At 62.7% G+C, this 13,986-nt stretch carries 10 protein-coding genes; 7 read left to right on the forward strand and 3 right to left on the reverse strand.

Annotated features, from left to right (window positions below; all coding sequences use genetic code 11):
* Entirely contained in the window at positions 1 to 1,752 is a 1,752-nt protein-coding gene (locus tag GTP58_RS09125; RefSeq protein ID WP_161077340.1) for a GGDEF domain-containing protein, read from the forward strand.
* A gap of 1 nt (position 1,753) precedes the next feature.
* Here GTP58_RS09125 and GTP58_RS09130 read toward each other — a convergent pair whose 3' ends face one another.
* From GTP58_RS09130 to GTP58_RS09140, 3 genes are all read right to left on the reverse strand, one after another.
* Positions 1,754 to 3,160 (reverse strand): tetratricopeptide repeat protein, encoded by a 1,407-nt coding sequence (locus GTP58_RS09130; protein WP_373924715.1) that lies wholly within the window; start codon positions 3,158 to 3,160, stop codon positions 1,754 to 1,756.
* A gap of 97 nt (positions 3,161 to 3,257) precedes the next feature.
* Positions 3,258 to 3,884: a PolC-type DNA polymerase III gene (locus GTP58_RS09135; RefSeq protein WP_161077136.1), complete on the reverse strand. Its 627-nt coding sequence runs from the start codon at positions 3,882 to 3,884 to the stop codon at positions 3,258 to 3,260.
* An 8-nt stretch (positions 3,885 to 3,892) separates the two neighbouring features.
* Complete coding sequence (locus GTP58_RS09140) at positions 3,893 to 5,143, reverse strand: Hsp70 family protein (RefSeq protein WP_161077137.1); 1,251 nt, start codon at positions 5,141 to 5,143, stop codon at positions 3,893 to 3,895.
* A gap of 189 nt (positions 5,144 to 5,332) precedes the next feature.
* Here GTP58_RS09140 and GTP58_RS09145 point away from each other — a divergent pair, with 189 nt between their 5' ends.
* From GTP58_RS09145 to GTP58_RS09170, 6 genes are all read left to right on the forward strand, one after another.
* Positions 5,333 to 6,457, forward strand: a complete 1,125-nt coding sequence (locus GTP58_RS09145; RefSeq protein ID WP_161077138.1) for a LacI family DNA-binding transcriptional regulator — start codon at positions 5,333 to 5,335, stop codon at positions 6,455 to 6,457.
* Between the two features lie 3 nt (positions 6,458 to 6,460).
* The gene (locus GTP58_RS09150; protein WP_161077139.1) at positions 6,461 to 8,632 is read left to right on the forward strand and encodes an ATP-dependent helicase; all 2,172 of its coding nucleotides are present in this window, start codon (positions 6,461 to 6,463) and stop codon (positions 8,630 to 8,632) included.
* A 122-nt stretch (positions 8,633 to 8,754) separates the two neighbouring features.
* Positions 8,755 to 9,285: an OmpA family protein gene (locus GTP58_RS09155; RefSeq protein WP_072781658.1), complete on the forward strand. Its 531-nt coding sequence runs from the start codon at positions 8,755 to 8,757 to the stop codon at positions 9,283 to 9,285.
* Positions 9,286 to 9,417: 132 nt separating this feature from the next.
* Positions 9,418 to 10,857: a catalase gene (locus GTP58_RS09160; protein ID WP_161077140.1), complete on the forward strand. Its 1,440-nt coding sequence runs from the start codon at positions 9,418 to 9,420 to the stop codon at positions 10,855 to 10,857.
* Positions 10,858 to 10,896: 39 nt separating this feature from the next.
* Positions 10,897 to 11,616, forward strand: a complete 720-nt coding sequence (locus GTP58_RS09165) for a hypothetical protein (protein WP_161077141.1) — start codon at positions 10,897 to 10,899, stop codon at positions 11,614 to 11,616.
* Positions 11,613 to 13,967: a hypothetical protein gene (locus GTP58_RS09170; RefSeq protein ID WP_161077142.1), complete on the forward strand. Its 2,355-nt coding sequence runs from the start codon at positions 11,613 to 11,615 to the stop codon at positions 13,965 to 13,967. Before GTP58_RS09165 ends, GTP58_RS09170 begins: the two co-directional genes overlap by 4 nt.
* The last annotated feature ends 19 nt before the right edge of the window (positions 13,968 to 13,986 follow it).

Consider the following 13,986-nt stretch of genomic DNA (forward strand, 5'->3'; position numbering starts at 1 on the left):
TTGCGTGCCCATTTGTTCGATATCCTGTCACGCCGCCAACTGAGTGCGCTGTTCCAGCCAATTGTACACATGCAGACCGGCGAAATCATCGCTTATGAAGGTCTGATACGCGGACCGTCCGACAGCCCGCTGCATTCGCCCATGAATCTGTTCAAGGCGGCGCGCGCCAACGGCCTGACGGTGGAAGTGGAACACCTGTGCCGCAAGGTGGTGCTCGAGCGTTTTGCCGAGCTCAAGCTGCCGGGCAAGCTGTTCCTCAACGTCAGCCCCGAGTCGCTGCTGCAGCGCGACGCGCGCCATGGCGAGACGCTGGAAGTCATCCATCAAATCGGCATCCATCCAGACCGTGTGATTATCGAGCTGACCGAAAACCAGCCCACCTACGATTACGACCTGATGCGCGAGGCGGTACTGCATTACCGCAAAATGGGCTTTCAAATTGCCATTGACGACCTCGGCGAGGGCTTTTCCAGCTTGCGCCTGTGGTCGGAGCTGCGGCCGGAATACGTCAAGATCGATATGCACTTCATCCAGGGCATCAATCACGACCCGGTGAAACTGCAGTTCGTGCGCTCGATCCAGGAAATCGCCGAGAAATCAAATACCCGCGTGATCGCCGAGGGCATCGAAACCCAGGCCGAGCTGCTGGTGCTGCGCGATGTCGGCGTCGCCTACGGCCAGGGCTATCATCTGGGCCGCCCTCACCCGATGCCGGCGCGCGCCGCGCCAGCGGAAGTGGTCAAGGCCCTGTCGCGCAACGGCGTGGCGGTTTATCCGCAACGCGTTACGGATAAACAGGCCACGGTGGGCAAGGTGCTGCACCAGGTGCAGGCCGTGTCGCCAGCCATGAACAACAACGAGGTCTACCATATTTTCCAGCAGGCGCCGGAACTCATGATTATTCCCGTGGTCGATGATGGAATGCCGCTGGGCCTGATTACGCGCTTTGCCATGATCGAACACTTTGCCCGCCCGTATGAGCGTGAGCTATATGGTAAGAAATCGTGCACGCAGTTCATGGACCGCAAGCCGCTGCTCGCCGACCGCGCCACCAGCTTGCAGGAACTGAGCTTCCGCATGGCGGAGGCCGACGCCCACCACCTGTTCAACGGCTTCATCATTACCGACCAGGGCCGCTACATCGGCATGGGCACCGGCCACGACCTCATGCGCGAGATCACGCAAATGCAGATCCACGCCGCGCGCTACGCCAATCCGCTGACGCAACTGCCCGGCAATGTGCCGATCAACGAGCATATCGACCGGCTGCTGGAAAGCGGCACGCGTTTCTGGGTCTGCTATTTTGACCTCGACCATTTCAAGCCGTTCAACGACGTCTACGGCTATCGCCGTGGCGACGATGTAATCCAGCTGACCGGCAATATCCTGTCCAGCAATGGCGATCCCGACCGGGATTTTGTCGGTCACATTGGCGGCGATGATTTCATGGTGCTGTTCCAGAGCGAGAACTGGGAACAGCGCTGCCAGGCGATCCTGGAGGAATTTGGCGGCAAGGTGCTGGACTTCTACAGCACCGAAGACCGGGAGCGTGGCGGCTACCTCAGTGAAGACCGTCAGGGCAAGAAAGTGTTTTACCCCGTGATGAGCTTGTCGATTGGCGCGATCCGGATCGAACCGCACCAGTATTACACCCACCACCAGATTGCCACCGCTGCGGCCGAATCCAAGAAGCAGGCCAAAAAGGTCCACGGCAACAGCCTGTTCCTCGACCGTCGCCAGCGCGGCGCCTGACCTAGTCTGCGGCGCGGCCATGCTGCGCCGGCGCCAGCGCGGCAGGATGCGCGGCGCGCCACTGCCGCGCCAGCTCCTGCGCCTCGGCGATGGCTTGCGCCGTCATCACCAGCTGCATGCGCTGGCGGTTGCTGCCGGCCGCCACATCGCCAGCCTGTGCCGACAGGGTGAGCCACATCAGGCACCGGCCGGGATCGCGCACCACGCCACGGCCGCTGCGGTACATGCTGCTCAGGTTGAATTGCGCCAGCGGATGGCCCTGCTCGGCAGCGCGGCCATACCAGTCGACCGCCTGCACATCGTCGCGTTCCACGCCCACGCCGTTCGCATACATCGCGCCCAGATTGTTCTGTGCGCCGGCGTCGCCCTGCTCGGCTGCGCTGCGGTACCACGCGGCCGCCAGCACCTCATCCTTGTTCACGCCGTGGCCGTTGGCGTACATCACCCCCACATTGAACTGCGCGTTGGCGGCGCCCTGCTCGGCCGCCATGCGGTACCACTCCAGCGCGCGCCGCTCGTCACGGTCGACGCCGCGGCCGCGCGCATACATGCTGCCAAGGTTGTATTGAGCCAGCACATGGCCTGCCTCCGCCGCGCGCTGATACCACACCAGCGCCAGTTCCAGATCCTGCTCCACGCCCTTGCCGTTGGCCAGCATCACGCCCAGATTGTATTGGGCGTCGGCATCGTCGCGTTCGGCCGCGCGCAGCAGCCAGGCCACGGCGCGGCGCGGATCGCAACGCACACCGCGCCCCTCGGCGTAGGCCACGCCGATCAGGCGCTGGGCCGCCGGCACATCCCGCATGGCCGCCTGACGAAACCAGGCCACCGCCTGATTTTCGTTACGCGTTACGCCGCAGCCGTGCTTGTACATCAGCCCGAGCCGCACCTGGGCGTGCGGGTCGTGTTGCAGTGCCGCCTTGCGGTACCACGCCATGGCCATGGGATAGCAGCGCGTTACGCCACGGCCTTCCGCATAGGCTTCGCCGAGCAGGGTCTGTGCGCTGACCAGGCCCTGCTCGGCGGCGCGCGCAAACCAGAGCACGGCGGCCTCGTCGCTGCGGACGAGGCCGCGCCCCTTGCGGTACATCTGTCCGAGATTTTGCTGGGCCGAGGCTTCGCCCTGCGTCGCCGCGCTGCGGAACCAGTGCACGGCCAGGCCGTCATCGGCATCCACGCCACGGCCGTAGTAGTACATGGCGCCCAGATGATTCTGTGCGTACGCGATACCTTGCACGGCGGCTTTGTTCATCCAGTAGAAAGCCTGCGCCTCATCGCGCGCGACGCCGTCGCCTGCCTTATAGATGCGCCCCAGATTGAATTGGGCATAGGGATTACCGCGCTCGGCGGCAACGAGAAACCAGCGATAACTGTCGTGGCCCTGTCGGGCTGAGCACGGTTTTTTCACGATACACCCCCGACCAACGTGAAACGTTGTTGGGTAAAGTGTAAAACGCGAGATGTACCGGAGTTTGCGCGCGCTCAAACGCGCTGTGATGATAATATTATCGTTTATTGCTCTGAGCGCCACGCAGGAATTGCGCCACCTTGGCGGCCGCCAGTTTGTTGACCGACACCAGCAAAGCCGGATCAACCTGCGTGATGCCATAGGTCGCGCGCAGGTGCTGGCCGATATGCACCAGCACTTGTGCCGCGACTTCCGCATCCGCCTCGGCCCGGTGGGCAGCGCTGGGGAACTTGATGCCGAGCGCATCCGACAACAGCCCCAGCTTGTAACTACCGAGTTCAGGGAACACGCGGCGCGACAATTTCAGCGAACAGACCAGCGCCTGATAGCGCGGCGTCAGGCCAAGTGCGGCAGCTTCCGCACGCAGGAACTTATCGTCAAAGCTGGCGTTGTGGGCGGACAGCGCATCGCTGCCGATGAAGTCCAGCAGCGCCGGCATGACCTCCTCGACGGGCGGCGCGCTGTCCACCATGGCTTGGGTGATGCCGGTCAGGCCCGTGATGAAGGAAGGAATGCGTACGCGGCAATTGACCAGCGACACATAGCGCTCCACCACCTCGCCCCCGACAATGCGCAGCGCCGCCACCTCGGTAATGCGGTCGCCGTTTTGCGGCGACAGGCCGGTGGTTTCAAAGTCCAGCATGACAATCGGTTGATCCAGCATCGTCGCCCTTAGCCGAATTTACGCACTGCATCCAGCGCCAGCCCGGCGCCGATGCTGCCAAACAGGTCGCCCTCGACCTTGCGCGCGGACGGCACCAGCGCGCCGATACGCTCGCGCAGCAGGCGCACGCCGCTGGAACCGCCGGTGAAGAACACCGTGTCCACGTCCTGCGGTTTGACATTCGCATCGCGCAGCAGGTTCAGCACCGTGGTTTCGATCGAGCCCACCAGATGGTCGATGGCGCCGTCAAACTGGGCGCGGTTCAGTTCCAGCGTGACGGGCGGCGCCAGGCGGTCCAGATCCAGCTGCACCAGCGGGTCCGCCGACAGCGCGATCTTGCCTTCTTCCGCCTTCATGGCCAGCCAGTGGCCCGCGCGTTCATCGATCAGGCGCTGCAGGCGGCCCAGCTTTTCCTGCTCAGCCGAATCGCGCAGCAGGTCGGACAGCTGGGTCCACATTTTCTTGGTGTAGACCTGGTTGATGGTGTGCCAGGTGGCCAGGTTGAAGAAGTAGCTGGACGGTACTTCGCTGTTGTTGCGCAGCCGGCTGCCATAGCCCAGCAGCGGCATGACCGACGACAGGCTCAGATATTTATCGAAGTCGGTACCGCCGATGTGCACGCCGCCGTTGGCGAGAATGTCATCGCGGCGCTCTGCCTGTTTGGCGCGCTCGGGCGACAGGCGCACCAGCGAAAAGTCCGAGGTACCGCCGCCGATGTCGGCAATCAGCACCAGCTCTTCGCGGTCGATCTGCGACTCGTAGTCAAACGCCGCAGCAATCGGCTCAAACTGGAAAGCGATGTCCTTGAAGCCGACCGAACGCGCAACCTCGGCCAGCGTATCCTCCGCCAGCTGGTCGTTTTCCTTGCTGTCGTCAATAAAATGGACCGGGCGGCCAAACACCGCCGAGGTGAATTCGCGCCCGGCCGACCGCTCGGCACGGCGTTTCAATTCGCCGATAAACTGGGCCAGCAACATGCGGAACGGCAGCGCACGGCCGCCTACCTCGGTCTGACCGTCGATCAGACTGGTGCCAAGCAGACTCTTCATCGAGCGCATCAAACGCCCTTCGTAGCCCGCCAGATACTCCGCCAGCGCAGCGCGCCCGTAAGTGACTTCGTCGTCGTCCGCATTAAAGAAGACGACAGACGGCAAGGTGGCTTTCCCATCCTCCAGTCCCAGCATCACCGGATGGCCGGGACGCACCCAGCCGACGGTGGAATTGGATGTGCCGAAATCGACGCCGCAAGCAATGGCCATCTTGCCCCTTCCTCTAAATTAAGGGGCGATATGCTATCAGAAAAAGAGTCGTCGCAGGGAAAATTGCGTAGTAGCCACAGCTTAAATGATATTTCTTTCCAGAAATGCGATATTTGTTGCCATTGGGTAAGTTTTTCACTATGCTTGTTCAACTGATAAAAAAGCAAACTCCAGCAGCGCAACGAGACGATGACCAAATCCAAGCCGACTGTCGAACACAGCGCAAATGTGCTGAAGGCGGTAATCGCCAGCGAGAACCGCCGCGTCACTTCCTATGACGTGGCGCTGGTGGCTGGCGTGTCGCAATCGGCGGTGTCGCGCTGCTTCAAGCCGGGCGCCAGTGTGGCGCCCGCCACCCATGCACGGGTCATGAAGGCTGCCACGCTGCTGGACTATATTCCGAATGCCGCGGCGCGCAGCCTGATTACGCGGCGGTCGAATATGATCGCGCTCATCATCACCAACCAGGCCAATCTGTATTACCCGGAACTGCTGGCCGAACTGAGCCAGCAATTCAACGCGCGCGGCAAGCGCGTGCTGCTGTTCACGCTGGAGCGCGAAGCCGACGCCGACCGCGTGCTGGCCGACGTCTGGCAGTACCAGGTCGATGGCGTGATTGCCGCCGCCCGCCTGTCCGAAGAACACGTGGCTGAATTTGAGCGCCGCCGCGTGCCGCTGGTGCTGTTCAACCGCACGCTGCGCGACAGCGCCGTCAACACTGTCACCTGCGATCACCTCGAGGCCGGCCGCATGCTGGCAACCAGGCTGGCCGCAGCGGGCCACCGCCGCTTCGGCATCATTGCCGGCCATGATGACGCCAGCCCCGCCAACGAACGCCGGCATGGCGCCTGCGAACGCATCGCCGAACTCGGCCTACCGCCGCCCGTGGTGGTGCCCGGCGAATACGACTACCGCAGCGGCGCGCTGGGACTCAAAGCCATCATCGCCCGCCTCGGCTCGGTGCCGGACGCCATCATCTGCGGCAGCGACGTCATGGCGCTGGGCTGCCTGGATGCCGCCCGCCACGAACTAGGGCTGGATGTGCCAGGCCAGCTGTCCGTAGCCGGTTTCGACGCAGTGGAGCCGTCCAACTGGACCAGCTACAACCTGACCACGCTGCGCCAGCCGATGCCGAAGATGGCAGCGGCGGCGGCCGACCTGCTGTGCGCGCGCATCGCCTCGCACGATACGGAAACGGAAAAACGCGTGTTTAACGCGCAATTTATCGAGGGCGCCACCGCACGCCTGACCCCAGTGGCCGTCACGCCGGCCATCCCCGCTACCGGCTTGCGCCAGCCGGTCGCTATAATGTAGCGGATGAACCCGTCCAATCCTCCCCGTTTTACTCCGCAAGGCCTGATCCCGACCGCAGAACAGCGCGCCATCCAGCTGGCACAGAACAAGGTGTCGCTGGTTGACGCTAATGCGGGCGCGGCAAAAACCACCACGCTGGCTCTGCGCATCGGCGAGGCACTGGCGCGCAACATGGCGCCCGGGCAGATCCTGGCGCTGACCTTCACGCCGGAAGCGCGCGAAGTGCTGCGCCGCCGCCTGATGGAAGTGGGCATTGCGCAGGCCACCGTGGAGCGCATTGCGGTGCTGACCTTCGAGGATTTTTCCGCATGGATGATGGACCTCATCGATGACGATGGCGTGCGCCAGTGCCGCGAAGCGCGCGCGCTCAAGGACTATGCGCTGCAGGCGATGGACCGCACCGGCGAGCGCTACGCCGGCAGCGTCGATGACCTGGAACTGCATACGCACAGCCTGGCGCTGAGCCGCTTCCTCGACGTCCAGCAGACGCTCAAGGCCACCATGGCGCTGGAAACCGACGTCGAATTCCTGCGCCACGAAGAGGCGGCCGAGCTGCTGGACGTGCCGCTGACCGACTACCTGACCACCATCGAATATGAAACGCTGCGCCTCGATGGCGGCGCCGGCGCCGTGTTCCGCGGCCCGTTCGACGCCACCTACGACCTGGCCTGCAATCTGTACGGCGGCGCGCGCCTGGCCGAACAATTCCCGGATTACCGGCTGGTGCTGTGCGATGAGCTGCACGACCTGAACGAGGCCGCCTTCCGCGTCCTGGAATCACTCATCGACCGGCCGCAATGCTACTTCGTTGGCGCCGGCGACAAGGACCAGGTCATCCACGCCAAACTGGGCGCCAGCGATGAATACCTGAACCGCCGCTTCAGCGAACGCTTCCCCAAGCTGACGCGTTATCCACTCACGCAAACCTATCGCCACGGCCCGCATCTGGCGTATGCCATGGCCGAGTTAAAGCAAAAGCAGGTGGAATCCAGCCTGCCCTTGCGCACCGAAATCCAGCAGGTCCATTACGCCAGCGCCGCCGACTGCGCCCAGCGCACAGTGGCCGCCGTGCGTCAATGGAAGGCGGACGGCCACGACTACGACGACTGCGCCATCCTGATACGCGACCGCCACCAGTCCATGGCCATCGAAAACGCCCTGATCGAGGCCGATATCGACTACCGCACGCCGCCCATGGCAGGCTACCTGCAGCGCGACGAGATCCTGTTCCTGCGCGGCCTGCTGGCGATTGCGCTCAAGGACTTTGGCGCCGTCAAATCCGAACAGGTACGCACCGCCATCGTCGACGCCATGGTGGCGTTCAGCGAGATGAAGTTTGCCGCGCGCAGCATGGACAACTTCAAGCAGCAAATCCTCAAGAGTCCGGATTTGCTGGGCGAGCTGTTCCTGATTGAAGACGAGCGCCGCGAGGGCATGGAAGCCAGCTACCGCGATGTCGCCAGCGAAGGCACCAAGCGCAACGTGATTGCGGCGCTGGCGTGGCTGTCCACGGTCGATCCCGCCCTGCCAGCGGCCACCGTACTGAGCGAGCTATGTACACGCGTGCAGCTGGCCGCCACCGCCAAGCGCATCTTTGTGCGCGCCTACGATGCCGGCGTCATTACCAAGTCGATCGACAGCCTGCTGCAATCAGCAGCCGCGTCCGGGCAAAGCCTGGCGGAATTCTGGAAAGCCGTGAATGCGCGCGAAGCCTTCGTGCGCCGCAAGCGCGACCGCAAGTCGGTGCTGATCGAATGTGCGGCCAATGCCAAGGGCAAGGAATTCGACCACGTGATCCTGCCCTTCCTGCAAGACGGCGAGTTCCCGCATCCCATGCAACCCCGGCGTGAAGAGGAAAACCTGTTTTACGTGGCCGCCACACGCGCCCGCGCGCGCCTGACCCTGTTGTCGCCGGCCGAAGCCAGCCAGCGCAGCAGCTTCCTGGCCCAGATGCGCCTGTCCAAGTCGTCAGCAGCGGCCGAGGCTGCGCTGGAACGCAACCAGCGCACGGCAGCCCAGCCGATGCAGCCTGCGGGCCGCCACTACCTGACCGCCAGCTTTGCGGAGAAAGATGAAGTGAAGGCCTTGGGCGCCAAATTCGACATCGCGCGCCGCGCCTGGTACGTAGAAACCGATAGAGATCTGGCACCTTTTTCACGTTGGCTAAAAAAATAATGCATAAGACCAATTTTTCCAAGGGAAACCCTTATATAATACTGCTCGCGGCTGCAGAACAGCCACACACCTAGCGTGTATCTTATTTGTCCCACAAACAAAACCAATTCGGGAGTTTTTCGATGAAAGCTACAACCCAAAGCCTGCTGGCTGCATGCACCGTCGCTCTGCTGAGCGCCTGCTCGACCCCTGCTCCAACCCCAACTCCAGCACCAGCGCCTACCCCGGCGCCAGTGGCACCGGCACCAGCACCAGTTGCTGCGCCAGTACCAGCACCAGTGGCTGCTCCACTGCCAGCGTACCTGGACCCAAACAGCTCGATCTACAAAAACCGTAGCGTGTACTTCGACTTCGACAAGTACGCTGTCAAATCGGAATTCGACACTCTGGTTGCCGACCACGCCAAGTTCCTGGCCGCTAACCCGAACGTAGCGATCAAAGTCGAAGGCAACACCGATGACCGCGGCGGCGCAGAATACAACCTGGCCCTGGGCCAGAAGCGCGCACAAGCCCTGATCACCGCCCTGAAAGTACAAGGCGTGAAAGAAGGCCAGCTGGAAGCCGTATCGTACGGTAAAGAGAAAGTCACCGGTACCGACGACGCAGCCCGCGCGCATGACCGTCGTGACGACATCATCTACCCAAGCAAGTAATTCAAGTCGTATTGAACGCCCGGCACTGCCGGGCGTTTTTCATTGTGGCTCTGCCTTTTGAGAGCGGCAAGAAGCTATCGTAGTCGTTATGCTGGAAGTTTCCATTCATCCCCATCAGGCGAAGGAAGTTTCATGAAAAATCTCACTACGGCTGCCGGCGCCCCCGTCGCCGACAACCAGAATACCCAAACCGCTGGCCCGCGTGGCCCCGTGCTGCTGCAAGACGTGTGGCACCTGGAAAAGCTGGCCCACTTCGCGCGCGAAGTCATCCCTGAACGCCGCATGCACGCCAAAGGCTCCGGCGCCTACGGCACCTTCACCGTCACGCACGACATCAGCCAATACACGCGCGCCGCGCTGTTCTCCGAGGTCGGCAAGCAGACCGATGTCTTCCTGCGCTTCTCCACCGTGGCCGGTGAACGCGGCGCAGCCGATGCAGAGCGCGATATCCGCGGCTTCGCCGTCAAGTTCTACACCGAGCAAGGCAACTGGGACATCGTCGGCAATAACACGCCGGTGTTCTTCTTCCGCGATCCGCTCAAATTCCCGGACCTGAACCACGTGGTCAAGCGCGATCCAAAGACCAATCTGCGCAGTCCAGAAAATAACTGGGACTTCTGGACCTTGCTGCCAGAGGCACTGCATCAGATCACCATTGTCATGAGCGATCGCGGCATCCCCAAAGGCTATCGCCACATGCACGGTTTCGGCAGCCATACCTACAGCTTCATCAGCGCCAGCAATGAACGCTTCTGGGTCAAGTTCCACTTCGTCTCGCAGCAGGGGATTGAAAACCTCAGCGACGCCGAAGCCGCAGCGCTGGTCGGCGTCGACCGCGAAAGCTCGCAGCGCGATCTGTTCGACGCCATCGAGCGCAAGGAATTCCCGCGCTGGAAACTGGCCGTGCAGATCATGCCGGAAGCGGAAGCCGCCAAAGTGCCCTACCATCCGTTCGACCTCACCAAGGTGTGGCCGCACAAGGACTATCCGCTGATCGATGTCGGTGTGCTGGAGCTGAACCGCAATCCGGAAAACTACTTCGCGGAAGTGGAGCAGTCAGCGTTTTCACCAGCCAACGTGGTGCCGGGTGTGAGCTTCTCGCCGGACAAGATGCTGCAATCGCGCCTGTTCTCGTATGGCGATGCGGCGCGCTATCGCCTCGGCGTGAATCACCATCAGATACCGGTGAATGCGCCCAAGTGCCCGTTCCACAGCTATCACCGCGATGGCGCCATGCGCGTGACGCCAAATGGCGGCGGCAGCACGCCGTATGAACCGAACAGCCGTGGCGAGTGGGCACAACAGCCGCAGTTCACCGAACCGCCGCTGGCGCTGGAAGGCGCGGCGGGCCACTGGGATCATCGCGTGGACACCGACTACTACTCGCAACCGGGTAACCTGTTCCGCCTGCTGACGGCCGAGAAGAAGCAGCTGCTGTTTGAGAACACGGCACGCGCAATTCACGGCGTATCCAAGCCAGTGCAGCAACGCCATATCGACAACTGCACGCAAGCCGATCCTGCCTATGGTGCAGGCGTGGCTGCGGCAATCGCGGCGCTGGAAAGCAAGTAAATTCGGTACAATGGGGCGGCCTATTTGCCCCATTGTCCGATGCCGCTGATTCTCCTGATCCTTTCGCTGTTTTATCCTGCTGCCGCTAGCGCGCAGCAGGTCGCCTGGCTGTGGGACGAAGCACGTTTGCCGGCCTGGTCGACACATGAAGCAGCCGTGCTGCAGCGGCATATTCTTCTCACCGGCGACAAGACACTGATACGCCCGCGCATGCGCTGGCCCGCCCTGCCTTCTTCCGCACTGGTGACGCCGGTGCTGCATGTGGAAGTGAGCACCGTCAATCCGCCAACCCACATTGAAAACAGCCGCGCCATCATCATCGACGCGCTGCTTGATGCGGCTGCCGTCAGCACCTCCGGCTGGGTACAGCTGGACATGGAAGCCAAACCATCGCAGCGCGTGTTCTACCGCTCCCTCGTCCAGGACTTGCGTACCGCTTTGCCGCAGCGGATAAAACTCAGCGTCACAGCGCTGGCATGGTGGTGCCGCGCGCCCGCCTGGCTGGACGGCCTGGCTGCAGACGAAGTCGTGCCCATGTTTTTCCGCATGGGTAAAGATAGTGCGGCCATGCGCAAGCAGCTGGAACACTCCCCCAACACACTGCACGCCAGCTGCCGCGCGAACAGCGCAGGCTTCTCGCCGCAAGAACCGTTCGCGCCATTTGTCAGCGGACGCTATGCCAAAACTTACTGGTTTGACCGCTATGCATGGAAGCGTAGCGGATCGGACTTGCCGCCACCATCAAGGAGTTCACCATGATTTATACAATGCGCCGCCTCGCCGCCGCTGTTGCCGCCCTGGCCTGTGCCAGTGCTTATGCCAGCGGCGGTGGGCCGTGGGACCCATACGTCAACCGCAACGTGCCGGACATCGCACTCTCGCGCTATCAGGCCGGGGAACTGGGCGTGGTGCTGAGCAGCTATGAGCGCATGTATCTGTACACGGCCTGGCGCAGCGTGATGCTGGGTGCGGACGGGATCAAGAAAGCGCCCGCTGAAGAAGCGGGCCTGCTGCGCGCAGTAGGCAACCGCAAAGGCGGCTGGGTCGATGCATCGGAAGGCGCCGGTGGTTACGGCGAATGGACTGCAGCGGTGAGCGCCGCATTGAAACAGCCAGTGCCCAAGCCGAAGGAAGGCAGCAGCCTGGCCTACGGCTACATCAACTGTCCGCTGACCAGCTATGGCTTCGCCACCAGCACCTTGAAAGAACTCGTCAAGCGCAGCGACGCCACGCCCGCGCGGCTGGCGGCCTGGGTGGCGTCGCAGAAGCAGGTGTTCAAAATCTGCGGCGATGATCCGGATTCCAACCGCAACCGCTACGAACAGCCCAAGCCTGTGATTCCAGCACCGGCCGAACTGCCTGCGACGGAAGCGCTGTACTGGCGCCAGATGCAGCAGTACCAGCTGGCAGCAGCGGCCTTCTACAGCGAAGACTACGCCCGTGCAGCCAAGCTGTTTGCGGCGATCGGCGCTACCGACAAGCATCCATTACATCCATGGGGCGAGTATCTGAGCGTGCGTGCGCAAGCGCGTGCCGCCACCTATATGCCCGAGGACGAGCAATGGAAAGAAGCGCAGACCATCCGCACGGAGAACGCGGAAGCGGCGGCAGCCCGGCTGGCGAAGCAGCAGAAAAAGCTGGCAGCGATCCAGGCCAGCATCACCCACATCCTGGCCAATCCGGAGCTGGCACCGCTGCACGAAGCCACGCGCGCGATTGGCCGCTCCATGCAAGCGCGCCTGACGCCAGCGCAGCGCTTCGCAGAACTCAGCAAACTGCTGGATGATCCACGCGCCAATCCATACACAGAGGATCACCTGGGCGACTGGCGCGTGCTGGCCAACGATCAGCTGCAAGCGCCAGCCGGCGAACAAGCGGACAAACGTGACGCACTGCGCGCCAGCGCTGGCTTTATCGACTGGATCCAGACCTTGCAGCAGTGCGGCGAATATCAGGCGAAACGCAGCTGCGCGGTCGAACAGGCGCACGCACTCGACCTGTGGCGCCGCTACGCCAAGGAGGGCAACAAGCCACAGGCACGCGTATGGCTGCTGGCAAGCACCATGCTGTCAAACACCCTGACGCCTGAACAGGAACAGGCAGCGCTGCAAGTGCCAACCGCCGCACCGGAATATCTGACGCTGCGCTACGCGCTTGCCCGCCACTACCGCCTGGCCGGTAAAGCCGACAAGGCACGCGCGCTGGCAGATACCGTGCTGGCCAGCCCTGCCCTGACAGCAGCCAAGTCCACCAGCGCGCGCAACCAGTTCCTGCAGGAGCGCTTTGCCGTCGCCACTTCGCCGGCGGACGCAGCCAGCTTCCTGATGCGTACCCATAGCCGCGACCTCGATCCCGATACGGGCGAAACTGCGGCCAACAACGAAGCCGTTACCGACATCGCAGCCGACGGCCAGCGCTGGCTGAACAGCGGCCTGTCCGCCGCTGACATCCGTGCGGTCGCATCACAACCGTCGCTGCCGGCGGAGTGGCGCGCCCGCATTGCCATCGCCGCATGGATGCGTTTTGACCTGATGGGACAACAGAAAGAAGCGCAAGAAGAAGCGCTGGCGACCTCGAAGCTGGTCGAACAAATCGCGCCCGAGCTGGCAGGCATCGCCCAGCAGTACCGCAATCTGCCAGGCGCACCTGAGCGCCACTACGCGCTGGTGGTGAACGCGCTGAAATACGGTTTGTCGCCAGTCTTCCAAAGCTACGCCCAGCCACTCAAGCTGCGCAGCGCCGACGACACGCTGGCCGACATGTGGTGCAAGCTGCCAGAAAAGCCTGGCGCCGCCTACTACGAAAACATCGACGCGGAATTCTCGCTGCCGATGCCCAACGTCGGCAACACCGCCGCACGCGACAAGGAACTGGCCCAACTCGGCACACTGAAAACCGCCACCGGCTACTTCGGCGACACCGTCATGGCGCGCGCCAAAGCGCTGCCCAACGATCCCGAGCTGCCATGGCTGCTGTACGTGACCGTACAATCTACGCGCGGCGGCTGCCTCGATAACGACGCCAAAGCCCTGTCCCGCAGCGCCTTCTCGCTACTGCACAAGCGTTACGGCAAAACCGAGTGGGCTGGCAAGACGCCTTACTACTATTGAGTGATATCGAACTTCAGCA

Source organism: Duganella sp. CY15W (assembly GCF_009857555.1).
In the GTDB taxonomy this organism is placed as follows: Bacteria; Pseudomonadota; Gammaproteobacteria; order Burkholderiales; family Burkholderiaceae_D; genus Rugamonas; species Rugamonas sacchari.

What these genes read in the sequence shown, in the direction of transcription:
- GTP58_RS09145 (WP_161077138.1), top strand. Translation starts at nt 5,333, where the DNA reads ATGACCAAATCCAAGCCGACTGTCGAACACAGCGCAAATGTGCTGAAG.
- GTP58_RS09135 (WP_161077136.1), bottom strand. Translation starts at nt 3,884, where the DNA reads ATGCTGGATCAACCGATTGTCATGCTGGACTTTGAAACCACCGGCCTG.
- GTP58_RS09160 (WP_161077140.1), top strand. Translation starts at nt 9,418, where the DNA reads ATGAAAAATCTCACTACGGCTGCCGGCGCCCCCGTCGCCGACAACCAG.
- GTP58_RS09165 (WP_161077141.1), top strand. Translation starts at nt 10,897, where the DNA reads ATGCCGCTGATTCTCCTGATCCTTTCGCTGTTTTATCCTGCTGCCGCT.
- GTP58_RS09150 (WP_161077139.1), top strand. Translation starts at nt 6,461, where the DNA reads ATGAACCCGTCCAATCCTCCCCGTTTTACTCCGCAAGGCCTGATCCCG.
- GTP58_RS09155 (WP_072781658.1), top strand. Translation starts at nt 8,755, where the DNA reads ATGAAAGCTACAACCCAAAGCCTGCTGGCTGCATGCACCGTCGCTCTG.
- GTP58_RS09140 (WP_161077137.1), bottom strand. Translation starts at nt 5,143, where the DNA reads ATGGCCATTGCTTGCGGCGTCGATTTCGGCACATCCAATTCCACCGTC.
- GTP58_RS09170 (WP_161077142.1), top strand. Translation starts at nt 11,613, where the DNA reads ATGATTTATACAATGCGCCGCCTCGCCGCCGCTGTTGCCGCCCTGGCC.